We start from the raw sequence: 25,071 nt of genomic DNA, 5'->3' as shown, positions 1-25,071 counted from the left end.
TCAACAGCTAAATACAGGCTCACAACATTAAGCGTGTGAACCTGTATTCAGTTTATAAATTCGGTCCGCATACAATATCCCACCTATATTATACGCTTGTGGTATCACTTCGTTAAGCTGAAAACCGCACTTCACCAATAGCCTTTCTGAAATACTATTACCTTCAGTGACAATACCTTGAAAGACTGAGATAAGGTGCACGCGCATTGCCCAAGCGATAACCCCAAGCAATGACTCAGTAGCATAACCCAGACCAAAGTATTCCGGTAATAACAGATAACCGACTTCTGCAGATCGGCCATCATAATCAAAACCCGTGATACCAACCGCCGTATTGGTTTCAACATCAGTGATCACCAAACATAACCAAGCACCAGAAGTAACAGACCAATTAGGTAAACGTGATTCAAATTTAACACGAATATCATCGTCACTTAGTTGATCAAAACATTTTTCAATCACACGCGATTCTGTATGTAAACGTAAAAATAACGGCCAATCTTGTTCCGTTATTTGACGCATACTTAAACGTTGAGTCGTGATCTGCATATTACTCCCTTTACCACATAATGCGATTTAACAGCCTAACTAGGCCAATATCATATATTCCAGATGATACTTTTACAAAGTAAACCTAATTACATATTTTATAAAGTAAATCTAAATATCATAAAAGCACACATACCTATAAAAACCACAGCTAACGTATTCTTTATCTTTAAACTTAATAACACGGTCAACAGACCCGCATATAAAAAGGCACTATTAAAAAATGCCATCTCACTGCTTTGATGGCCTAGAAATACAATCGGCACCCACATTGCGGTTAATACAGCGGGGGCTGTAAAGCTTAGTGCACGCTTTATTCTTCGGCTTAATTCAAATGAAACACTGCGAGATAAAAACAAATACCGACATGAAAATGTAATACATGCCATCCCACCTAACACTAGCCCAAAATGATCCATCATGTTACTCCTTAATTGAGGTGAAATAGCCCGCTAACATGCCACAAATAGTTGCAATAATAAGTGCTGAATCAGGTATATAAATGGATAATACTAAGGCACTAAAGCCACTCACAATGACAGCAATAAGTATTGATGAATCTTTAATTGACGGGATAACGATGGCAATAAAGGTCGCGGCGATCGCAAACTCTAACCCTAAATTTTCTAGGTTCGGAATGTATTGCCCCGCAACAATACCTGCGAACGTAGAGGCATTCCAAACAACATAAAACGTAATACCAGCACTTACCGCATATAGTGCAGAAAAGGTCTTATGTTTTTCGATATAAGCACAAGTCACTGCAAACATTTCATCCGTGAGAAAAAAGGCAATACAACTTCGTGATAAAAAAGAACGCTGCCGAACATGCTCTCTAAACACGGCTGAATACAAAAGGTGACGAGAACTGATCACAAAAGTAGATGAGAAAATAGATGAGATGGCTCCCCCTGCCCCCATAATAGTAATACTGGCGAGTTGTGCAGCGCCAGCAAAAACCAGTAACGACATTAACTGAGTTTGGATAGCCGTCAGTCCAATTTTAATCGCTAGCGAACCACATAAAATCCCCCAAGGTACAGTTGCCAGTGCCAGCGGCATAATATCTATCACCGCTCGATTAATTGTTTTCACATCGCTTGTTATCGGTCTTGTTACAAGGTTACAGGCGACATCAGTTTCATTTAGCATAAGTAAACTCCTTCAATATTTAGAAGTAGCTTAAAATTAAAATGCTAAAGCATCTTGTACAAAACTGCTTGTTTTTGAAATTTACTCGGCGACGTACCCATTGCTTTTTTAAAGTGTCGATTGAGATGGCTCTGATCGTGAAAGCCACAATCAGCCGCCACTTGCACGGGCTTCACACCAAGTATTAACAAAGCCTTAGCCTTCTTCAAACGAACCTGAATCTGGTAACCATGAGGGGCAATATGAAACATTTTTTTGAATTGTCGAATGAAATGAAACTGACTTAATCCAGCCATAGTGGCAAGCGTTAGTAATGATACATCCTCTTCAGGATGCGCATCAAGATATTCTTTTACTAACAATAATCTCTGCTTACTACCCGATATATCTCCAAGTGTATTTTTCATCGATGAATGACGAAGAGTCATATTCATCATGGTGCTATATAAAATTGTTTCAATGAGTAATTTTGAGGCATTACTGTCTATTTGAGCAAAGAGTAGTCTTAATTGCGCTGATAACTGTGGGTCTTTAACCACGGCATGATTAAAATAAGGCGCGTTAAACAGACCATCATAAAGATCATTCGTCATACTCTCAAAATGTGACGGATGAGGATACATAGCCCGGTACCGCCAACCTTCCTGAGTCGCAGACTCCCCCGTATGAACATCATCGGCATTCACAAAAATAATCGAGTTTTCATCCGCTATATGTGTGTTCCCACTGCGGTCAAATCGTTGCGCACCTTTATCTATGACACCTATCGTATAACCTTCATGTACGTGTTTGGAAAATGTCTGTTCTTGATAATCAGCATCCACAACTTCCAACCCGTTAAGGGCATCTACAATTTTAAATTCAGCTTTTTCCTTGCTGATTTGAGACATCTTATTACTCATCCTATTGGTGTATTATTTTATAGTACAATATTGCTCATATTTTTGAAGTTATCGTTAATTTTCTACTCACTCACCTGCGCAAGAGTAAATTCAACAAAGCGTCGATTAGCCAAAGACAAATATCCATCTTTACGCCACGCAAGTGCGAGATCCAAATAAATCGGTGGATCAAACGGTATACCTTTAACGTCCTCTTCTTGATCTGTGACTAACTCCAGTAATGCCGTAATAGCAAATTCATTTTTAACAATATTAAGGATCATGGTGATCAGGTTTGTTTCAAAAGAGTAATTGGCGGTCATATTATTCGCTTTACACAGACCATCAATCACTTCTCGATGAAAATAACCCGCCTTAAACATAACTAATTCATGGGTAAAAAAATCGGCATAGGTTACCGACCTAGCATCTGCCAAGGCATGATTTTTTCCTACAGCAGCCACCATTTGTGGACGAATCAAATACTGAACGTGCAAACTTTCAGGCACATGGTCATCGACAATAACTCCCAAATCTAATTCACCAGAGAGTAACTTTTCTTTAATCGTTTGCGTACCCGCTTCGACAATGCTTAAGTTTAAATGAGGGTACTTAAACTTGAAGGCCATTAAGATTTCGGGAAAGAAATACGAGCCCATCATCCCCGGAATACCAATACTCACCTCACCTTGATCCAAACCCCGCAAATCATTTAATGCAGTTTCAGCATCTGTAATACGAGTAAGAATATCTTTACTGTGGACAAGTAAGACTTCCCCTTCTTTAGTCACAACCACGCCTTTGCTGCTGCGAATTAATAATGGCATACCTATTTGGTCTTCAAATTTACGCATGGCAATACTCAACGCCGACTGCGCAATACCAAGATGCTCAGCCGCTTTGGTATAACTGCCCTGTGCAACAATAGTGGCAAAATAATGTAGTATTTTAGAATTAAGCATAACTAAAATAGATACCTCCCATGATATTTATATATTTTTCATATTAGCATTAGATCGCTAATCTATAAGCATTGTTAGTACTGCATGACTCTAATAAAGCAGAACATGCCATTACCTTCGCTATTTCCAGGACAGATCAATGATTGCACTGCACTCTCAAGATTATAAAAAAGTAACCCTAGGGCTTGGACTAGGTTCATTTTTGGTGTTTTGCAATTTGTACTATTTTCAGCCTCTACTGCCGTATTTCATGGTTAAGTTTAATGCCACCGAATTACAAGTTAACTGGTTATTTTCGAGCACTTCCTTAGCTATCGCCTTATCACTGCTGCCTTGGGCAATCTTATCTGAAATTATTGGTCGCAGACCAATCATGCGTTGCAGTTTAATACTGATCCCCTGTATTAATTTTTTAATGTTTATTAGCGCAGATCTACACACATTAATATTACTGCGTGCAGCACTTGGCATTGCTCTGGCAGGATTTATTGCCGTGGCAGTGGCCTATATGGCAGAAGAGTTAGAGCCACCAGCAATGTTGATCGCAATTGGCGGTTACATCAGTGCCAATACTTTAGGCGGTATTATTGGTCGTATATACGGCGGCGTCATGACCGATATAATCGGCTTACAGTGGACGACACTTACGATGTCGATACTCAGTGGCATAGCACTGCTCATTATATTCCCACTAATATTAAAACAACGCCACTTTATCGCCCGACAAGGTAGATTACAACATCATGTAATACAAATAGTCAGGCATATTAAAAACCCGAATCTGATTTTTGCTATGTTGATTGGAGGACTCAATTTTTCGGTATTCATTAATATTTTTTCAGTGATGGGATTTAAATTATCTGCCGCGCCTATCTCCTTACCCGCCAGTTTATTATCACTGATGTTCCTGTGTTATCTCAGCGGCACATTATCAGCAAGATTAAGTGGACGTTGGATGCATAACAACTCCTTATTCAGCGGGCTATTACTCGGGATCGGCATTAGCTTGGTCGGACTCATCATCCTATCGCTGCAAACGATGCTGACAATCATTATCGGTTTATTAGTATTAAGCGCTGGCGCATTCTTTATTCATGCTCTTGCTTATAGCCATATCGGGCGCAGCGCAACTCAGGGGAAATCAACAGCGACCGCACTATATCTTGTCATGTACTATTCTGGCGGTAGTGTCGGTGGCTTTATTCTTATTTACTGTTGGCAAATAGAGGGATGGTGGGCGGTACTTGCTGCAACAAGTATCATTTATACCATGATGCTAAGCTTGGTCTTTGCACTTAAATGGGTTTCCCGCAATCCAATCATAGCCACGAATAACGAACTTGAGTCTTGTCAGGCGTGATTATCGATTTCAGTAAAACTAGATTGCAACTCGTGCTGCTACTGCCAGTAAGACCACACCAGTTACCTTATCAATTTTGTGTACATTATTTTTTAATTTAGCAAGCAATGACGACTGCGATAATACAATCGCAATGATGCAATACCACAAGGTATCAATACTAAATACTGTACCCACCATGATCAGATTTTGTAACCACCCCGCATCCGCTTCGACAAATTGACCAAATAAGGCTAAAAAGAAAATCGCTAATTTTGGATTCAGAAACGCGATCATAAAACCCTGTACGATACTCCCTTTTAAAGTCACCGTTTCCTCTTGCTGCTCCACATCATCCAATGCAGGTTTTGAGGTTAACGCCTTGTAAGCCAAACGCAGTAGCATAGCAACGCCCGCATATTTGATCACATTAAATAACCAAGGCGTTTGTTGGATCACGATAGCTAAGCCAATCACAGTTAACGTGGCATACACACCAACACCCACACCATGAGCAATACTGGCGGCAACACCATTAACACGACCACCCGAGATAGTATGCTTTAACACCACCGCCAGACTCGGACCCGGCGTCATAGCCCCCATCACACAAATCAGCGCTAAAGACATCCACGCAGTTAATTCCATTCCAACTCCTCGTTTATTACACTGTTATATAAGGTTAATCAGTTGCCCTTATTTACACTCATATTAATACAACCAAAGCATGAGTTAAAATTGCATTTATTACTTACTATCATGAATTAATTTCATTCCTAGGGTTTTAGTACGTTCAAGGTGATTTTTTAAAAAGGGAAAACATAATTCCCTGAACCAAGTATGCTCTGGATCTTGATGGTGTTTCGCATGCCATAACAGGTAATATTGCTGCGGTTTAAGCGCGATGGGAAGTCGCATGATCCGAAGATCGTATGTTTGTGCAAAATCAGCCGCAATGTGTAGTGGCGTCGTCAATAAGGTATCAGTTTTTAATAACAGCTCAATCGCCGATTGAAAGAAGGGTACCGATGCAAAAACCTGACGCTGCTCACCCAGTACCGATAAGGCCAAATCAACGGGGCTGTCTTTATCGCCACCACCACTGATCAATACATGCTTCGCATTGATATACTCAGTCACCGATAAGTCATCACTCAAACACAAAGGGTACTGACGGCGACATACAATCACCAACTGATCTTCGCCAATACTTTTCCCATGTAAGTTCTCAGGCACAAGCTCCGTAATAGTACTAACCAGATCCAGCGGCATGTCAGCCAACTCGGTTAACTTGTCTTTATGCCACAATTGATATTCAACACTAGTACTAGCGGCATTGACTGCAAGCTCACAACATATTGACGGTAAGATCGCTTGCGCAACATAATCACTCGAAGCTAAGGTAAATTTACGTTGGCATCGGCTTGGATCCATCTCACTCGGTAAATACAAATTATCTAACGTCTGCATCAATACGGGTAATTGCACTTTTAACGCTTCGCCCTTACGCGTCAATACAAACTGATTGCCCTCTCTGATCACGATCTTGTCATGAAACGCCGCGCGAATTTGCATTAAGGTTTTGCTCATTGCCGATTGAGTGACATTGAGCTGTCGTGCAGACTCGGTCAGGTTACGCGTTTGTAATATCGCAATTAACGCCGGTAATAATTTGTAGTTATTCAAAAGAGCACTCGCCATATAAGATCCTCAACTAACCATCATAACGTAGATTTTATTTTTCAGACAATACCATCAAAATTATAAAAAATAATTTAGTGAAACCTTATTCCGTCACATTTATATAGTCCATAATTAAATAGGTTTAAACCTTGCTTCGTATTCAATTAACCACAAGGTTTGTTATATAGACAAGATTAAACAAGGAAGGATAATGGATAATACAATTAAAAAAATCGGCCTAACAGGCACATGTTATTGGTGTACAGAGGCTATCTTTTTATCTTTGCGCGGAGTGACAAAAGTAGAACAAGGTTGGCTGTCTTCCATTGGTGAACACGACTGGTTTTCAGAAGGTATTATTGTTACTTACATGCCAGAAGTCATCAGCTTAAAAAATCTAATTGCCATTCACTTACATACCCACAGTAGTACCAAAAACCATTCGATGCGAGATAAATACCGGAGTGCTGTATATGCGATGGAACCCTACCAAATGACCGAAATAAAGCACAACCTCGCATTACTCCAAAATGAATTTGACATGCCTTTAATCACTCGTGCTTATACATTTAACCAATTCAAACTGTCTGACGAATCCATTCAAAACTATTACTACAGCGACCCCAAACGAGCATTCTGCAAAAATATCATCACTCCAAAATTAAAGAAATTACTCGATAGTCATGCAAATTTAATAAATAAAGATAAATTACCAATATCTATATGGGGATGATTTATCTGGCTGGCTGAACATATGCACTTTTATTCACAAAAAGTTCGCCAGCATCTCGCTACCACTTGATAAGTTGAGATTAAATAAAATGCCCACTAATTGTAAATAGCACACATCCGACACCAATTAAAATATGCTCACAACTCTCATCGTTACACCTATTATCAAGTTAAACCAACCTTTAAGTATCATATAATGTCAAGAAGTGAGAAAAACGTGATAAATACGTGATAAATATACGGGCTTAAATAAAATACAATTTATAAAGCAATACATTCATTGGGTTATAGATATTTTCCAAAATCAAAATCCAACTATGCCAAGCTTATAAAGATGTACTACCATGAGAAGGTCAGTGGAAAATCAACGCCAATAGACACTTTTCCAATTTTGGTAGTAGATGGAATTGCTACAAGATAATCAAAGGTGAGAATCATAGCTCCGATGATTTTATGGCGGGTAACTTTAAAGTCCTCTTTAATTTTGCAACCTAGATCGCACTTTGAGTTTTAATAACATTAATTAAGGAAAAAACATGAAAAATAAAATATTTTTATCCCTCGTATTACTTTCATTTCAATCATTTGCCGCAGAAAAATTTAATGTCGTGAGCGACTTATCATCGGTAAGCTTTGCCACAATTAAAAAACAATTTGTGGTTGAACCAGCAACCATCAACGGGCTAACAGGCAGCTTGGATGAACGTGGTAGATTTGAAGTTAAAGTGCCAGTAGTAAATGTAGAGACTGGTATATCAATCCGTAATGATCGCCTTAATTCACTATTCTTTAACTCTGCCATAAATCCAACCATTGCGATTAGCGGACAATTTGAATTAGCTACTTTTAAGCAAGATATCGGAAAAGCGATGGTACCTGCCGCAGTTTCTTTCTACGGTAAGACAAAGACATTTAACTTTCCAGTCATCATAACTAAAACCAAAAATGCCATCACAGTTAATTCATATGCACCCGTTATCGTAAGAGCCAGTGACTTTAACATCCCAACAGAAAACTTAACCAAGCTTTCAGCTACCGTTGGTGGTCTTGCCCTTTCTGATATTATCCCATTAAATATTAATCTGGTATTTAAAAAATAATCATCAATAACAAAAATTTGAATAAGATTAAGGCTTGTTGGAATAAGCCTTAATCATTAAAGCTAAACAGTGACAACGATAGTTGTTTGCCCTTTCCAGTCCTTCATATTTAAACTGACTGTCTCATATATTGTTTCGGTGGTCTGCCTAGCGTCTTCTTAAAAAAGGTAATAAAGGCACTGACCGACTCATAGCCTAAATCTTCAGATATCCGTTGCACCGATTCATTTGATGATAATTTTTGCAATGCCATGACTAGGTGAAGTTGCCCACGCCAACGCCCAAATGTCATCCCGACCTCTTGCTTCACCAATCGAGAAAATGTTCTTTCACTCATTGCAAATATAGACGCCCACTCCCCGACTGTTTTACGATCTCCGGGATTAGCCAATAACAGATGAGCGATTTTATTAAGTCTCGGTTCTGCAGGAATAGGAAAATCAAAGTGCTCTTTCGGCATACGGATCAGCTCATCAATCAATACTTGCGCGAGTCTCACCGTCGCATCATCGGATGAATAATCCTGCTTTTTACTTGCCAAGCTAATAATGAGTTCACGTAATAACGGAGAGATCGATAGTGTGCAACTTTTATCAGGTATGCCGAGAATATCAGGATCAACAAATAACATACAAACATCTGAACTTAACGAAATATGATTACTGTGTGACACTTGGCTTGGGATCCATACAGCGCAATTTGCAGGAACCATCCATATAGCATCCGCAATTGAGCAACGAACAAAGCCTGTCAACGGCATCACTAACTGACACTTCACGTGTCGATGAACGGGTATTTCCTGGCCACGTTCAAAACTTGAAGTACGTAATGCATTGACACTTTCTATGAATCTGTCCGAATCAAAATCTAAAGCAATATTAGGTAATGTCATCCACTGTCCGAATTTAGCAATAAAATGTCAATATACATAAATTCAGTATCCTTGAATATAGATAATATAGTGGCATAGCTTCAGAGGACAGAAATATGTCACATAAAAATACACGTAATATTATTCATCCCGTACTGGTTATTATCGGAATTTTACTGATTGCCAGTAACCTACGAGGCCCAATAACGGGCATTGGACCAATTTTAGCATTCATCTCAGACGATCTTACTTTATCAGCCACACAAGCCGGTATGCTAACCACATTACCCTTACTCGCCTTTGCTATTTTTTCACCTATTTCATCGGGACTAGCACGTAAGATAGGCCTTGAACCATCACTCATGTTAGCACTGCTTGCTATCACTAGCGGTATTGTTATTCGCTCTGTAGGCTCAACACCAACCCTGTACTTAGGTACTTGTATCATCGGTATCGGTATTGCTATAGGGAATGTACTCTTACCCAGCTTGCTAAAACGTGACTTTCCGAGCAAAGTACCTACATTGACCGCTATTTATGTATTAATGATGGGGGTTGGCGCAACTATCAGTTCAAGTACTACAATCCCTATGCTTAATCTGGCTAATACGCTTCATATTACGGTGGTCCCAAATTGGGCATTCGCATTAGCAACCACACTCATCCTGCCTGTTATTACTATGCTAATTTGGCTACCACAAACAAGTCATCACACAAAACCGGCTACGGACACAGCCGAAATTGATAGCCATAGTTATGTATGGCGATCTGCGGCCGCTTGGCAAGTTTCAGGATTCTTGGCTTTGAACTCATTTATTATGTACGCCTTTATCGCCTGGTTACCGAGTATTTTAGTTGATAATGGCTATTCAGAACACCAAGCGGGTTATATCCATGGTATTCTGCAACTCGCCTCAGCTGCACCAGCTATCGTATTAATTCCGCTCATGGCAAAGATAAAAGATAAACGCGTACTTAGCTTAATGATGACACTGCTAGCATTCATTGGAATAACAGGCTTACTCCTGCTCCCCCAATACGCAGTTATCTGGGTGATGATGCTCGGTTTTAGCTGTGGGGGTGGTTTTATTCTCGGCTTATCCTTTGTCGGCCTGCGAACTCATAATGCACATCAAGCCGCAGCATTGTCGGGGATGGCACAATGCATAGGTTATCTATTTGCAGCAACGGGGCCGATTATTTTTGGTTCACTGCATGAAACAACAAGTAGCTGGAACATACCGCTAATCATCGCTGCTGGTATGAGTATTATCTGGGCAAGCTTAGCTGTGCAGGCTGGTAAATCAACGATTATAACGCCGTCGCTCACCCCATCAGATAATAAAAGGGCCAGTCTTAGGTAGCCGTTTAACTTAGTGATGTAGGAAGCAATCGGTGGTGTGATCGTGAATCATCCCGATTGTTTGCATAACTGACCCTTGGTAGCAGAGAGATCAGCAACCATCCGTTTCAATGCTAAAATCCTGTATTGAACTCGTTAGATGGTATTCTGCATAGCACGAACCATCCACTAAATTACCAGTCCCATAACCGATACGTGAAAAACCATTGTCTTCATATACGCTGATGTCAGCATAAGTCGCTGTTCTTGTATAATTATTTTGAATAACGTTATCAGGAGTACCCAACTCTAAAAAAGTTTCAATAAAGTAGAGTCTTGGCGTTGTCGCTTCACTTCGTGTTTCAGGGTATCCACGATAAAACTGATAATCGCCATAGTCTGTTACTATTGTGACATCCTTGCCCAACTTATTCCTAATTTGAGCTTTCATATGCAGTAACTTTACAGTTTCTAAAAGGCTACCGTAAAAATTTTCAACCGTTGCTTTTTTCGCATCGCCACGTAAATCGATAAAACGTGGGATCGCTGTTGCAGCAAGTACGCCGAGTACAATAATCGTAATAACTAATTCAATGAGCGTAAAACCGCGATTCCTTTGTGAACGAGTAAATCCCATTTTTTGTCCCTGCTAAAATTTTTCAACAGTATGCACTATAATATACTTAGTACCACCCACTTTATTAAAATACAGGTTAGAAAATTAATTGGTAAAGGAAACCCGCACCAACTGCCATCCCTAAAACCACAAATAAGAACGCTGCGATCATCTGATTTTTAAAGATAGATTTGAGTAAAATAACCTCTGTTAAACTCGCACCAGCACTGCCGATGATTAACGCCATTACCGCACCTAGACTCATGCCTTTTGCTGCTAATGCCGCACTTAATGGAATAACGGCTGATGCACTAATATACAGTGGGATACCAATCACTGCCGCAACGGGGATCGCAAACGGATTATCTTCACTGGCCAGACTCACCACAATTTCTGCTGGCATGAAGCCATAAATCATTGATCCCAGCGTAATACCACCAATTAAATAAGGTAACACTTTTTTAAAGTCAACCCAGGTACTGCGCCAAATTTTCTTCCACTTGTTTACCAGTACTTGTTTACCGCCACACGCAGACGCACAGCCTTGCGACTTTGCTGCAAGTACAGGTTCAATATACGCTTGTGGTTTGACATATTTTTCAAAACCCAACTTCTCTAATGTATAACCGGCAAGAACCGACACAGCCATTGCGATAGTAAAATAAAACACTGCCACTTTAATACCAAAGGTGACTGCAAACAGGCCGATAATAATAGGGCTTAATAGCGGGCTTGCAAACAAGAATACCATCATAGTACCGAACCCAGCTTTAGCGCGTAACAAACCTTTCAAAAAAGGAATTGTTGAACATGAGCAGAACGGCGTGAGAGCCCCTAACAAACCAGCAATGATATAACCCTTACCATGTTTACCACTCAAGATTCGTTGGATCTTGGCTGGCTGAATATATTCTTGCAACACGCCGACAGCATAACTAATCAATAAATAAAGTACCGTTAACTCTGCGGCCAAGAAACCAAACATACCTAAGGTATCCATCACCATTGCTTGTGTAATATTAAACATACTTAAACCTCCACATTTCCAGTATATTCGAAATATAAGCTTTGATATGAGTGATGTCAATTATATTTCCATAAAAATCGAAATAAATAGACCTAAAAATAACTGACCCCTTAAACGAAGGCTATAGGTTAATAATGTGGATTGTTTTATATTATAAGGAGACGTTCGTTCAATCGGACGAGCTATTATAGATATGTTTAACGCTGATTCGCCGTTTTATCGTGATACATCTTATTATCTATATCACGTAATAAATCCTGAAGTGATGTCGTTTTCAAACGCTTTAATGAAATGCCAGCAGACACTGATACATCAAGTGTTTCCCTCGTTTCTTTAATATTAAAACTGAATCGCTGTAAACTCTTGAATAAGTCTGATACTTCTGGCTCGATTTTATTAAGGGTAAGTACAAACTCGTCCCCACCAATACGATATGCTTTTCCAGGCCAATTACGTTGAATATGTTGAGCAAGTGCTACGAGCACCAGATCACCTACATGATGACCGTAATTATCATTAATCTGTTTGAAATGGTTAATATCTAAATAAACAAAAACACACTCACTTTTAACGCCCGACTTGAATCTACGAGTAAGTGCTCGTCGGTTGCCTAGTTTAGACAATAAATCTGTAGTCGCTTGAATATATAGATAATAGGTGAATAAAAGTAAGAATATAACAACGCAAGCAAAAGATAATTGAGTCAATCGAATGTATTTTTTCTCAGCTAACAAAGCAGACTTCCAATCAGGTTGCAGCCCATGAAAGTTGACTACGCTCTTTACATTGACGAGAGGAAGAGCTTCGGAAAACAGCATCGCGTAATCTTTCCCCAACGCTGTACGTTGAAAGGCCATAGACACACCCGTGTAGATTTCGGTAGATATAGATTTAGCCTGAGATACAGGCAGTATTCTACGCTCTGTTGTCATTAATTTATTGAAATTACCTTCACCTATTGGTATGTAATCTACATCTCCATTAAGTAAAGCTTCAATCATCTTATCTTGGCTTGAAAATCTATAGATTGGTTTTTTAGGTAAGCGTTGTGTAATAAAACCTTCAAAGTAATCCCCTTCTACAACACCTATCCGCTCTCCAACTAATTCAGATACTTTATGATATTGATTTATTTTGTAACCTGCACGACTGATCAATAGTAAATGAGGCTTATAATAGGGTTCACTAAAATAGAATTTATCTTTACGAGAATCAGTGATGACCATCGCCCCTAACATATCAATTGATTTTTTATCTAAGTCGTTATAAATATCTAGCCAAGTTTCATCAACACCATTCACTAATTGGCACTTAAGCCCTAGTATAAAACAAACTCTCTTAACAAGAGAAAAACTCAATCCATTGATAGGTGCGCTGCCATCTTGTTGTAAATCTTCAACTTTAAATTGGATGACATGGTTGATATTCACACTACTACTCGCGAGATTTTGTCTCAGCGACTTTAGTCTAACATCGTACTCATTTTTATTAATAATATTCGCGACCTGATGCTGTAACTCATTTTCACTGAGCAGACGGTTAATCTCATCAAGTAGATTGGCATTTTTTCCATGTTTAGTCGCAATCGAAACGGGGGGGATATCAAACACACTTGATACTTTCTCTGCTTTAAGACCTTTTTTAAGTGCAACCTCAAGCACCCCAGTATTGCCAATAACAGCGTCTACATCGTCATTTTGAAGGTAATCAAATGCAGTATCAATATCATGATAAGCATCAAAAGACTTGTCATAAAACTGTAATTTTAGAAAATCATAATATGTTGACCCAACAGGTGTTAAAAATTTATTAACCGTTGATTTATTAAATTTATTTTTTGTGAAAACGTACGATAAATCGGTATGCACAGGGGCTGTAAAATCCAGAAAAGACGATCTTTCAGATGTATATGTGATATCAGCAGTAAAATCTAAATACTCTGTATTTAACAAATACAATATATCATCGTAGTTTTCATAATAATGAAAATTAAAGTTGATCAATAATTCATCTGCGATTTTTTGAAAAATGAACTCACTAATCTTGTCACTTCTAATTATGCCTACATCATATATTTTATTTTTGGCAAAGACCAAATCAATACTTAGTAAAAAAATAAAATATAAAATAGCAAAACTTTTCATAGTATACACAATCGAAATTTAGCATTATTAATAAAGGTGATATTTTCAATTTTCTTTAGCTGTATTAAACTCATTTTAATCAATACACCTTATTTTTTAAATTATAACCGTAATTACGCCCACTATTAATTAGCGTCATAAAACCTCTCGGACTTATAGGTTTTGAATACTTCCACCCCTGTACTTTACTGACACCAAGTTCAAGGACAAGAGACTCATCATTCTCATTTTCTATACCTTCAAAAACAATATCATCACTAAAACTTCTGATTTCATTAATTAGAACTTTAATCGAATTTTTAAACTCTTGATTATTGTGCATAGCATTGAATAAGCTTCGATCTAATTTTATACAGTCAAATCTAAATTCACTGAGTATTATCAATGACGAATTTCCCGTAGTGAAATCATCTAAAGAAAATTTAATACCAAAATCATGTCTTATTTCTGTTATAAAATCGATCACTTCACTTTTATGTTCCGGATGTATTGACTCCGTAATTTCGAATTCTAAGTTGTCTAGCATTTTATTTTTAGTCAACAGGTTCCTGATTTTTTTCTTAAACGTTTTACACATAATACTTTCTGAGCTTACGTTAATAGAAAAAACAATATCATAAATGCTATTAATCCTTATAAAGTCGATGGATTTCTCTAATATAATATAATCTAACTCTGGTATTCGTCCACATTGCTCTAAATATTCTACAAATACCTGGGGAGAATAATGCTGTCCATCAACACAAAGACGAGCTAAAGCTTCAGCTCCATATATACACCCGATATTCAAGTCAAACTTAGGCTGAAAGTTAACATCAAAACTATTATTTTTTAGTGAGTTACTAATAATATCTTTAATTATATTTCTATCAATATAATCTTGTACTTCTTTGGAATTTTCGTAAGAATAAAACAGGAAACTCTCATCGAGAGAGTTGGCATACATAGCTTCAGCACTCGCTATCAGATCTATTTTTATATCACTCGTCATTTTTTTAATGCCGCAATTAAATATAATCCTTTGCTCATCTGAATTTCGTTTCAATATTTCCAACCTATATTTCAATATCTCAACTGAACTACTCTTTGAAAAAACAACAAAATGATCACCGTAAATTCTAAAAAATTTATCACTCGACGAAAAACTATTTACAAGAAGACTTGAAAAAACCTTGATTACCTTGTTAGCATGTTCGACACCATCTAATTTTTTAATACTTTCTAAGTTTGATATACTAATGTACGTTATATGGTCATATTTATTTTTATTGTGATATTTCTTCATCAAACTTGAATTCAATAATTTTGTTAACGGGTCAATAGTCACTTTTTTATACAAATAGTAAATATAAATAACAAATAGTATCGATAATACAATATAAGAATAAAAGTCCCTTAATCTCAACTCTTTTTTACCATCAATGACAGACTGTAAAATCAGATCACGAGCATGCTGATCCACTGCAACATAGCCTGTGTTATTGGATATATCGATTAATGAATTTAAGATTGACAGTAAGGCTTTACTTTCTGGGTGCTCTTTAGGAACTAAAAATACAACCGATTTAAAACTCAGTTGTTCTTCAGTGACATTTAATCCAGGATTTTGCGCGAGTAATAGCTTTCCGTCTAAATTTGTCGAAATAAATGCATCAACCAGACCTTCCATAAAGAATTCGACCATTTCTTCTTGATGCAAAAACTCTATATATTTTTTTGCCGGAGAACGCAGGTCCATTGGCATCTCTTTCATTATACCAATTCGTTTTACATCATTAATTTCAGTGTTTTTAAAAAGTACAATACGCACTAAACCTAAACTTTTAGTTGACCTGTTACCGTTCAATTTTTCCTTGTCATATATGGCCATTTTTACGTCATTACCATATGATTTAAAGCAACTCATATCATGACAATCTCGATCAACAAGATTTATTCCATATATCTCATCGGCAAGATTTTTATACTTATTGAATATCAATAGGTTGTTATACTTGTCGCCATAAAAAGGGAACAAGTGAAAATCCATAAGTATATTTATATACTTATCATTCTGTAATTTTTCATTCGACAATGATAAATACTGATTATTAAAATCAGTAATTTTATTCTCCAATTGAGTTCTATCGATACTTTCGATAATGCCATTTATTATGGGGACTAATGTTTCACTTTTACTTTTTATAACCGCGATATGGCTGCCAATAATTTTTGATATCGGCATTTTAAAACCGTGGTAGTTTGTGATATGAGAACTACCCGAAACAAATAATGGTTCTTTATTTAAATCTGAAATAGACTCCACTAATTTGATATCATTTTTAAATCCAATCGACTCTAAAAAATTTTGGGTAAGTTCAACCCAGGCAGAACCTTTAAGTGTCGCTATTGACTGGCCCGATTTCAGGTTATTCATTAACGAATTACTACTTACTATATAAGGAGTTTCATCACTGAGGTTTATTGAATAGTCTAGATATTGATTTCTCTCTTTAGTCTTAGCAAGATCAAAAATCAAATCTACTTTCCCACTTCTGGCCAATGCGAGTAATTCAGCTAGGGGCTTTTGAATAATAAGAGTCTTAGCTCCTAAGCAATCTCTTAAAGGCTCTGCAATTATTTCATAAGCAAAGTCGCCATTCGCAACTTTTCTTGTATATAGGCTATCGCTAACAACACCCATTTTGATTGATTCATTCTGATAAGGAAGCATACCTGTTACAGTATTATTGATACTACAACCGGCATAAGAGGGAGTTATAAAGATAAGAAATAATAGTGGGTACAAGTAATGTAGCTTGGATATAAAAGAAATTGACTTCGTCATAAGGGTTTCACTCTCCATTACTCTTAACTTACTAGACCAAGTTTATGAGTATATCGAGATTAACCCTTTCAAACTTTAAGTAAACTTAAGCTAATGTAAGTAAACTCAAGCCTATGAAGTGTCAATAGAGATAAAACTGAGTTGCGTCAATACAAGCACAACTCTTGTTAAGCGCAGTTAGAGTTCTGTTAACTCAATATCTACGCGCCTATTTTTTTCACGCCCCTCTGAAGTATCATTGTTAAATTCAGGCTTTTTTTCACCTTTTGAATCTAGCAATATGCCCTGAGAATTAACACTATTTTCGATCAGGTATGTCTTCACGCTTTCAGAACGTTGTATACCGAGTTCATAGTTATAGATGTCCCTACCGATAGAGTCGGTATGACCGGTCAATTGTAAACCTGTATTTGAGTCTTTCAGGCTACTCGCTAACTCATTTAAAATGTGTCGACTTTCGCCTGTTAACTTGTCGTCATCAAAAGAAAAGTTAACTCGAGCAAAAATATCGCCACTACCCTCAATAAAATTAAGACCACTATTTCTATATAAATATTCAGCGCACGCTTCTTTTAAGCCCGAATCACGGAAGCTCTCTTTCATGCGTGTCAACACATAGTCAGTCTCGCCGCTAGTCTTAACTAACATCATTTTACCTTGCTTTTCGTGGACCGTATTTACCTCGCCTATGTGAACACCTAGTTGATATTCTAGCTGCTCACTAGAGCAGTAAGAGATAAATTCGCTTTGTTTCATTGCCTTTGCATAGGCACTTGTACAAGCTGATAATATTAATAACGACAACACTATTTTAGATTTCATATATTCCCATTCATTCACTGTTACTTTAGATGACCGATTTCTTCAGATATTAGCTCTAGGATCCTATCTAATATGTCTTGTTCATTTTCGGCTTTATAAACATTATCAACGCCAACACACCTCGCTAGCTCTATATTATTTTCTAGATCATAACCAAAACCAATAACAGCCAACTTAGCCGTATAATTTTCTCCTTTCTTGTTTTTTCCTTTCGAAAGCCCCTGTTTTATTATTTGGCAATATTCCCCATCATTTAAATCCTTATGTCGGTCGCGACTAGTATCAGCTCCATCTGAAAGGACTATAAGTAATCGTCTTGCATTTTTACCCTCGTTTAACATCTGAGCACCACGAATTATGCCTTCATAAGATGAAGTGCCACCATATGCTCTGAACTGATTAAACCGAGTAATAAAATTTTTGTAATCGTTGGTTAAGGGAATTTCATAAAAATACGGATTACCTTGACCTTGATAAGTACCTAGCTGCCAAATCTGATTTATGGTCTGATATGCATTTTGAGTATAATTTTCGACTTGATTTCCATGAAAGTCCGCAGTGTAATAATTAAATGGCACAATACCAACTTTATTATTTCCGTCAGTAATCTCATCAAACTTTTCTACTTCCTCTACAATATTTTTCATGGCGTTTTTAAGCGCATCAACCTTTTTTATGCCATTATTACCTTCCCAATCCCAGTCCATTGAACCTGAAAAATCGGCAACGAACACCACATCAACGGTTTTATTCACATACTTTCGCGCTTTTGCTGCATGCCCAACTGTAAACGTATCACCAAAGCCGACAATAGATTCATTACCAGGAAACCATGTATTGAGTTTCGTTCTAGCCTCGATGCAGTACTCGTTAAAACGGTTCTCCCCTCTTTCTAATCCTGCAAGACATTCGGGTATATCACTACATGCTAATTTACTAATTTTTAGGTCTTGGGGTAATATCGTATCCTGATTATAAAAATAGTTTGAAATAACACGAGTAGCGATATCCCTATTTATTCTTGAACCAGCACCATCAAAATCTACATCAGTGTTATCAGCATTTTTTGCTGCGATTGTTAAAATAGCAACTTCCGCGGCATCTCCTAACCTTGCTTTACTCTGTAAAGCACGCACCCCGTCAGTCGCCAGAGCAAAAATACCAAACAAAACAGGAACTATCATTACAAACAGTAATGCTGCATGCCCTTGTTGGCGCTTATAATATGCTTTCATCATTATCGGCCTATCATTATTGCGCTAGATGATACGGTATTAAACTCTTCACCTATCAACGCCCCAAACCAGTTTTCAGTTCTGTAAACCATGGTAACCCGGTATATGCTCGCTCTGCGTCCCCAACTCGTCATCACAGCCAAGTTTCTCAGAGAATCCATGCCGATACTCGGCGTAATTGGTTGAGTTCCTTCAGGAAATGAAACAACAACCGACTCATCCCTACTGTTAAATTGCAACGCTTCTATATGCATACCCCATCGCTTGCCATCAAAATTCTGTGAGGTTCTGCGCATACTTTGCTTTGCAATCGTATTTAGAGTACTGGTTTCAGCCTCTGATAGTGTGTAACTGTCGTTGTAGAACTGGGTACGCTCTTTAAGAATGTTGGCCACAGAATAACTTAATCGATCAAGCTTTCCCTTCAGCGATAATTTAACGATCACATCAGCACTAAATATAATAAGGAAGGAAAAAGCGACACCAACAATTGCAAATTCAACGGTGAAATTACCTTTTTGTTTATAATTTAAATTCATCGCGCTCATATTCCTGTATCACAATTGATTCTCGAACTAAGAGTTGATCATCACTTAAAAAATAGTTAAACATCGGGTTATAGTTATATTCGACTCGGTATATTGCAATGGCACTATTCACCTCGATACCACATTCTTTAAATTCATCTTCACCTGGTTCGCAAACCGACTTGATATTCTTAAGATCTTTCAAACTAGCAATATAGTGAACAGACACTTTAAACTTACTCGTGTCTAGAAATTGCGACCAGAGGGTGTTATTGCTTTTTATACTTTGCCGAAACTGATTCATATAGCTATCTTCATCTTTCTTCACCGACCGAGAAGATTCAGCCAATGCTAAGTCGGTTAATCCAGATATATAAGACACGTAGCTCATTTCAACCCAAACACAAACTAATAACCAAAATGGAAATAGCCCGAGAGCAAACTCTATGGTCGCTACGCCATTCTGGGTCCTTAATGCTTTATTCATATAGAGGTCTCACGATAGGGGTTTCAGTTCGATTAATGCGGTGACGATGTCGTCTATTTCATCTTGCGAATAACTTGAAGTTAAAATACTTCTAACAGCATTCACATCATTAATTTGAGAGAAAGCAATGATCAAGTTAGCCTTTATTTTAATATCACTTGGATCTTTAGTATAAAGTGGCATTAAACGTGTGATTGAAGCCTGTGGATTTCCTTCAAGTAAATCTAAAACAGCTAAGTTGTTTTGAATAATAATATCGTCATGAAAATGTGCTCTCGCACGATTAAAATAGTGTCTTGCTTGTTCATAGTTATTATTCTCGGCATAAATCAGCCCCATTAAGTTTTCAATTTCAGGGTTTACGTCGACTTTCTCTATTATTTCTTCACATGTACGTAATGCATTATCAAAATTTTCACTTATATATAATGCTTTTGCCTTTATCTCTAATATATCGATAGAGACTTCACCTTGTTTTAATAAAGGCGCTAACGTGAACAAGCTTGATTCATAGTCATCAATCGATAAGTAAGCATTCGCCAACTTTGTTCTGACCATGTCATTCTCTTCCGCTTTTAACTCGGCCTTATATAGCTCAATCATTTTGTGATTATTTTGAGTTTGTTCATAAAAATCGAGTGAATTGGAGATCGAATCATTGTTATTAGCGGCACAACCTGAAACGAGCAGTATCAATATAAAAGTCAAATATCTATACACTTTGCGTTAACCTCATAATACCAGGGGCCGCGATTAAGATAACAATCGGAACCATAATAAATAAAATCAATGGGATTGACATTTTTGCAGCCAACTTACCAATCTTCTCTTCCATACCTAACATTTGCAGTTCACGTATGTCTTTCGCCAGCGTCGTTAAAATACTGTATATAGACGTACCATATCTAAGACTCTGTTTAAGGGTGACGACAAAGCTGCGCATTTCATTGCTTGGTACTAACTCATACAGCTCATCTAATGCTTTTTCTAAACTTACAATCTTTGAACGATCATTTGTTTTATCAAGGAAATAGCTTATATCTCTGTCAAATGAAGCCATCTCCTTAGATAAATAGCGCATCGAAGACTCAATAGTCATACCTGTTTGTATACAAACAGCCATGAGGTCTAATAAGTAAGGTAACTTGTTTGCAATTTTATTACGTAGTTGTTTCGTTCGATAATCAATGTATATATCGGGAATAACCACACATATCAGCACCCATACAGCAATAAATAGCACATGTTGAGTCATCTCTATCGACTGGTTTAATGATAAGAAGTAATACCCGCACAAGCCAATAACAAGCAAAGCATACTTGATCTTAAGATAATGCTCAGCCCAAGAAATATGATAAAAACCTGCAGCCTCAAATGCATTTTTAGTGGTTTTTTTACGATCATTAAGTGCTTTCTGAATCTGAACTTCGGCCTTTTTAATATAGGGTACGTCCCCTTCACCTGATTTAGCAAAGTTAAGCTTCGACAGCTTGCTCCTACGCTTCCACAAAACAAACGTATAAAAACCAAGTAAGCCCGCGCCAGACGTGATTAATATCAGTAATAAGAACAACTCATTTTGGCTACTAAGCATTACTTCACCCCTTTCATTAATGACCAAATGATGGACATACCGATAAGTTCGCTCACCAATACGTAATAAAGAATTGGTTTACCTGAGTCACTAAACATCACAAACTCAAAGTTTTCAGGGCTTAAATATTGCAAGATAAACAGGAATATGAATGGAATAGCGCCGACAATTTTAGCGGAAGCTCTCGCCTCCGATGTCATTGCATATTTCTTTTTTTCTATCGCGTTCGAATCAAAAATCAAACGATTAAGTCGCGTTATAATCTCTTTAAGTTGACCACCACGCTGCATATTTGCACGCAATGTAATGACAAAAAACTGGAACGTTGGATATGGATAGCGCACACAAGACTTTTGGAAAACCTTATCAGGTGTTTCACCCAGCTGGAGTCGCTCCCCCATCAATTTAAACTCTCGACCGACATCATTGTCTAGCGATTGGCCAACAAAAATAATCGCGTGCATAATACTTTCACCAGCACTCACAGCACTTGCTAGCATATTGAGCGCATCGGGAAAAGAAGCCTCAAAGTTTTTCTTAGCCCGATTTGCAAGCCATGAATAACCAACAACAACAGAGACTATTAACATAGGTACAGAAACAAATAACCAGTGCACTCGGAAAAAACCTTTGTTCACAAACAGTGATAAAGCGATAATACTAATCATAAACAAAGCTGCTTTTAGAGGTGCAGCTTGTCCAAGATAACGCTTTAGGTTATTCACGAGCCTTACTGTCTTTTGTTTCCAATCCAGTGCTGTCAGGGAGCTAAAATTTAATGCTTGTTGATTTTCGTCCATAGAGCTAACCAGCACAGAACGATTTATATGCGCTAGGTATTTTTGTTTATTTTTCTGATTAGGTTTCAATGCTACTAGCACTAAAATACCACCTAAACAAAGACATAAACTGGCTATCATGCCGTTTCCCCTGCTCTAAATACGGGGTCTCCGACTCTAAATGCAGCTGATAATTTATCCTCTAGACCAAAAAATCGCGCCTTTTCCATCAACACAGATCGCTGCATCAAACCAGCAGTAATAAAATTACCACTCACCTTTCCGCCCAGCCCCTGCGAAGCTTGAGGTTGAAAACGAAATATTTCTTCGAGCACCACATTACTACCTTCTAAACCGACAACTTCGGTAATACTCATTACTTTTCGGCTACCGTCATGCAAACGGCTAATTTGAATAACCAAATCAACAGCGCTCACAATCGTTCTTCTAATTGCTTCAAGTGGTAAATTATTGGTCGCCATCATAACCATGGCTTCTACACGTGCAAGTGCGTCTCTTGGCGTATTCGCATGTAGTGTCGACATTGAACCGTCATGTCCCGTATTCATCGCTTGCAGCATTTCAAACGCTTCGCTACCACGACATTCACCGACAATGATCCGGTCAGGCCTCATACGCAGTGAGTTAATCACGAGGTCACGCTGTGTAATCGCACCATTGCCTTCAATACCAGCGGTTCTTGTTTCAAGTCTTACAACATGAGGTTGCTGAAGCTTAAGCTCGGCTGCATCTTCAATTGTCACTATTCGTTCATTTTCAGAAATAAACTGAGAAAGTGCATTCAGCATGGTTGTTTTACCCGAGCCCGTACCACCTGAAATCAGAATATTCAAACGACAGTGTGCCGCGATCATCAGTAATTGCGCCATTTCTGGTGACATGGCACCAAATTCGGCTAGTTTTTCTAAACCAATACTGCTTTTTTTAAATTTACGAATTGATATAGATGTACCATCAATCGCCACAGGGGGAATAACAATATTCACACGGCTGCCATCAGCTAAACGCGCATCGCAAGTTGGCTGTGATTCATCAACACGTCTTCCCACCCTGCTGGCAATGCGTTTTGCGATTTGAAGTAACTGTGCCTCGTCAATAAATGACGCTGCAGAACGCTCAACTAAGCCATTACGTTCAATATAAACCTGGTTCGCACCATTGATCATAATGTCACTGATACTCTCGTCATCCATCAGAGATTGCAAAGGACCCAAGCCATGAATCTCATCGATTAAATTTTTAACAAATTCAGCTCGAATCAATACAGTTATTGCTAATCCTTGTCGATCAGCCAGTAAATCAATAGCACCCGACAACTGCTTTGCTAGTTGCTCTTTAGTAAGGCTATTAACCGCTTCAACTTCAAGCGCATCGAAAATTTGTAACCTCAAACGGGCATAAACAGACATTTCCATTACGTTCGCCCCTTAAATAACTGCTTAATTGAAAAGGGTTTAGTGACACGACTCTCTTGACCAAGGATCAATCCAGTTAATTTATGGATATTACTAGACAAGGCGCTGTTGAGTTGATAAATATGCTTACCTTCAATAATGTCCTTCGCTGCACTTTTATCAAAACCACATACAATATCAATTTTTTGGCCTAAACACTTCTCGACCTCCGCTCTGCTGATACAGGCTGATATTTCAGGTCGGGCGTAATTCATCACTAAAATACATCGCAGTGGCGAACCAATTCTGTCTAATTCAGAAATAAGACGGCAGGCCTCTCTAACACTCGCCACGCTTGGTTCAATAACTAAAACGAAGATGTCACATTCCTGAGATACATAAAGCAGATCCTTTTTACTATTAACTGAACGTGAAAGATCTTCTAGAATAAAGTTGTTCTGTTTTGCTAATTCGGTTGCAAAGATACGAATATATTCTTTCAACTCAAGTTCATTCAGCTCGGCGGATTCAATAGATAATACCGACAGCATATCGTTAACTTTTCTCGTCATGCTTGTTGCATAACTAAAGTCCATTCCAGCCGTCATCCCCCCTTTCTGAACCATTCTTTTTTCAAAGTCAGGAATACCTAAAAATATATCAATATCACCACCAGAAAAATTATGATCGACGATCACGCATGAACTATTTTTTAAGTCACTTAGGATTAAACCAATTTCACTGGTCAACAAGGTCGTCCCTAAACCACCTTTAGAGCCCCAAACTGCCACTTTTTTAGCGATTCTATTCTTGCCAAGCCCAGCTTGTTTTTTACGATTTTCATAAACATGTTTTACAAAGTCGACAAGCTCAACTTTCGTAATTGGCCAAAATAAATAATAAAACCCCATCTGCTTTAGATTTCGGATTGTCGATATCGCATCCTCACTACCAATTACAATAACAGTGATGTGGTTTAATTCTACC

The 25,071-nt window shown here is 37.9% G+C and carries 25 protein-coding genes; 4 read left to right on the top strand and 21 right to left on the bottom strand.

Annotation, left to right across the window (positions count from 1 at the left end; genetic code table 11):
* Positions 1 to 27: 27 nt before the first annotated feature.
* From BT797_RS03320 to BT797_RS03300, 5 genes are all read right to left on the bottom strand, one after another.
* Complete coding sequence (locus BT797_RS03320) at positions 28 to 549, bottom strand: GNAT family N-acetyltransferase (RefSeq protein ID WP_045109348.1); 522 nt, start codon at positions 547 to 549, stop codon at positions 28 to 30.
* 98 nt (positions 550 to 647) lie between these two features.
* Positions 648 to 971 carry an AzlD domain-containing protein gene (locus BT797_RS03315; protein ID WP_244534112.1) on the bottom strand — a complete coding sequence of 108 codons (324 nt, stop codon included), beginning with the start codon at positions 969 to 971 and terminating at the stop codon, positions 648 to 650.
* 1 nt (position 972) lies between these two features.
* Positions 973 to 1,701, bottom strand: coding sequence for an AzlC family ABC transporter permease (locus tag BT797_RS03310; RefSeq protein WP_075471063.1), 729 nt, complete (start codon positions 1,699 to 1,701; stop codon positions 973 to 975).
* A 44-nt stretch (positions 1,702 to 1,745) separates the two neighbouring features.
* Positions 1,746 to 2,591, bottom strand: coding sequence for an AraC family transcriptional regulator (locus BT797_RS03305; RefSeq protein WP_045109347.1), 846 nt, complete (start codon positions 2,589 to 2,591; stop codon positions 1,746 to 1,748).
* Between the two features lie 74 nt (positions 2,592 to 2,665).
* Positions 2,666 to 3,544: a LysR family transcriptional regulator gene (locus BT797_RS03300; RefSeq protein ID WP_045109346.1), complete on the bottom strand. Its 879-nt coding sequence runs from the start codon at positions 3,542 to 3,544 to the stop codon at positions 2,666 to 2,668.
* A 139-nt stretch (positions 3,545 to 3,683) separates the two neighbouring features.
* Here BT797_RS03300 and BT797_RS03295 point away from each other — a divergent pair, with 139 nt between their 5' ends.
* On the top strand, positions 3,684 to 4,904 hold the full coding sequence (locus BT797_RS03295) for an MFS transporter (RefSeq protein WP_075471062.1): 1,221 nt from the start codon (positions 3,684 to 3,686) through the stop codon (positions 4,902 to 4,904).
* Between the two features lie 18 nt (positions 4,905 to 4,922).
* Here BT797_RS03295 and BT797_RS03290 read toward each other — a convergent pair whose 3' ends face one another.
* Together BT797_RS03290 and BT797_RS03285 are read right to left on the bottom strand one after the other, a co-directional pair.
* Positions 4,923 to 5,531 (bottom strand): LysE family translocator, encoded by a 609-nt coding sequence (locus tag BT797_RS03290; protein WP_045109344.1) that lies wholly within the window; start codon positions 5,529 to 5,531, stop codon positions 4,923 to 4,925.
* Between the two features lie 99 nt (positions 5,532 to 5,630).
* Positions 5,631 to 6,584, bottom strand: coding sequence for a LysR family transcriptional regulator (locus BT797_RS03285; RefSeq protein ID WP_139291628.1), 954 nt, complete (start codon positions 6,582 to 6,584; stop codon positions 5,631 to 5,633).
* Between the two features lie 193 nt (positions 6,585 to 6,777).
* On the opposite strand from BT797_RS03285, the gene BT797_RS03280 reads away from it, so the two are divergent.
* A complete protein-coding gene (locus tag BT797_RS03280) occupies positions 6,778 to 7,299 on the top strand; it encodes a peptide-methionine (S)-S-oxide reductase (protein WP_045109343.1) in 522 nt (173 codons plus the stop codon).
* A 535-nt stretch (positions 7,300 to 7,834) separates the two neighbouring features.
* Positions 7,835 to 8,398, top strand: coding sequence for a YceI family protein (locus BT797_RS03275; protein WP_045109342.1), 564 nt, complete (start codon positions 7,835 to 7,837; stop codon positions 8,396 to 8,398).
* 109 nt (positions 8,399 to 8,507) lie between these two features.
* Here the strand turns inward: BT797_RS03275 and BT797_RS03270 are convergent, their stop codons facing one another.
* The gene (locus BT797_RS03270; RefSeq protein ID WP_075471089.1) at positions 8,508 to 9,194 is read right to left on the bottom strand and encodes an AraC family transcriptional regulator; all 687 of its coding nucleotides are present in this window, start codon (positions 9,192 to 9,194) and stop codon (positions 8,508 to 8,510) included.
* A 191-nt stretch (positions 9,195 to 9,385) separates the two neighbouring features.
* Here BT797_RS03270 and BT797_RS03265 point away from each other — a divergent pair, with 191 nt between their 5' ends.
* Positions 9,386 to 10,633 carry a CynX/NimT family MFS transporter gene (locus BT797_RS03265; protein WP_075471061.1) on the top strand — a complete coding sequence of 416 codons (1,248 nt, stop codon included), beginning with the start codon at positions 9,386 to 9,388 and terminating at the stop codon, positions 10,631 to 10,633.
* A gap of 90 nt (positions 10,634 to 10,723) precedes the next feature.
* Here the strand turns inward: BT797_RS03265 and BT797_RS03260 are convergent, their stop codons facing one another.
* The 13 genes from BT797_RS03260 to BT797_RS03200 form a co-directional block, all read right to left on the bottom strand.
* Positions 10,724 to 11,248 (bottom strand): type II secretion system protein, encoded by a 525-nt coding sequence (locus BT797_RS03260; protein ID WP_045109340.1) that lies wholly within the window; start codon positions 11,246 to 11,248, stop codon positions 10,724 to 10,726.
* A 76-nt stretch (positions 11,249 to 11,324) separates the two neighbouring features.
* A complete protein-coding gene (locus BT797_RS03255) occupies positions 11,325 to 12,254 on the bottom strand; it encodes a permease (RefSeq protein ID WP_045109339.1) in 930 nt (309 codons plus the stop codon).
* Between the two features lie 197 nt (positions 12,255 to 12,451).
* On the bottom strand, positions 12,452 to 14,398 hold the full coding sequence (locus BT797_RS03250; protein WP_075471060.1) for a GGDEF domain-containing protein: 1,947 nt from the start codon (positions 14,396 to 14,398) through the stop codon (positions 12,452 to 12,454).
* Between the two features lie 79 nt (positions 14,399 to 14,477).
* Positions 14,478 to 17,225, bottom strand: coding sequence for an EAL domain-containing protein (locus tag BT797_RS03245; RefSeq protein ID WP_075471059.1), 2,748 nt, complete (start codon positions 17,223 to 17,225; stop codon positions 14,478 to 14,480).
* Positions 17,226 to 17,402: 177 nt separating this feature from the next.
* Positions 17,403 to 18,047, bottom strand: a complete 645-nt coding sequence (locus BT797_RS03240) for an OmpA family protein (protein WP_075471058.1) — start codon at positions 18,045 to 18,047, stop codon at positions 17,403 to 17,405.
* Positions 18,048 to 18,067: 20 nt separating this feature from the next.
* The gene (locus BT797_RS03235) at positions 18,068 to 19,285 is read right to left on the bottom strand and encodes a vWA domain-containing protein (RefSeq protein WP_244534111.1); all 1,218 of its coding nucleotides are present in this window, start codon (positions 19,283 to 19,285) and stop codon (positions 18,068 to 18,070) included.
* Positions 19,285 to 19,821 carry a tight adherence pilus pseudopilin TadF gene (gene tadF / locus BT797_RS03230; RefSeq protein WP_075471057.1) on the bottom strand — a complete coding sequence of 179 codons (537 nt, stop codon included), beginning with the start codon at positions 19,819 to 19,821 and terminating at the stop codon, positions 19,285 to 19,287. The genes BT797_RS03235 and tadF overlap by 1 nt, the downstream gene beginning before the upstream one ends.
* Complete coding sequence (locus tag BT797_RS03225; RefSeq protein WP_075471056.1) at positions 19,805 to 20,296, bottom strand: TadE family protein; 492 nt, start codon at positions 20,294 to 20,296, stop codon at positions 19,805 to 19,807. Before BT797_RS03225 ends, tadF begins: the two co-directional genes overlap by 17 nt.
* Before the next feature lie 9 nt (positions 20,297 to 20,305).
* A complete protein-coding gene (locus BT797_RS03220; protein WP_075471087.1) occupies positions 20,306 to 21,004 on the bottom strand; it encodes a tetratricopeptide repeat protein in 699 nt (232 codons plus the stop codon).
* A gap of 4 nt (positions 21,005 to 21,008) precedes the next feature.
* Positions 21,009 to 21,890 (bottom strand): type II secretion system F family protein, encoded by an 882-nt coding sequence (locus BT797_RS03215; protein ID WP_045109334.1) that lies wholly within the window; start codon positions 21,888 to 21,890, stop codon positions 21,009 to 21,011.
* Positions 21,890 to 22,810, bottom strand: a complete 921-nt coding sequence (locus BT797_RS03210) for a type II secretion system F family protein (RefSeq protein ID WP_075471055.1) — start codon at positions 22,808 to 22,810, stop codon at positions 21,890 to 21,892. Before BT797_RS03210 ends, BT797_RS03215 begins: the two co-directional genes overlap by 1 nt.
* A complete protein-coding gene (locus BT797_RS03205) occupies positions 22,807 to 24,105 on the bottom strand; it encodes a TadA family conjugal transfer-associated ATPase (protein ID WP_045109332.1) in 1,299 nt (432 codons plus the stop codon). Before BT797_RS03205 ends, BT797_RS03210 begins: the two co-directional genes overlap by 4 nt.
* On the bottom strand, positions 24,105 to 25,071 hold a 967-nt coding region (locus BT797_RS03200; protein ID WP_075471054.1), incomplete at its 5' end, for a CpaE/TadZ family protein. The genes BT797_RS03200 and BT797_RS03205, both read right to left, overlap by 1 nt.

The sequence above is a fragment of the Moritella viscosa genome, from assembly GCF_900120065.1.
Classification (GTDB): Bacteria; Pseudomonadota; Gammaproteobacteria; order Enterobacterales; family Moritellaceae; genus Moritella; species Moritella viscosa.
Note: the sequence above shows the minus strand (reverse complement) of the source record. Positions and strands in the feature narration are given on the sequence as shown.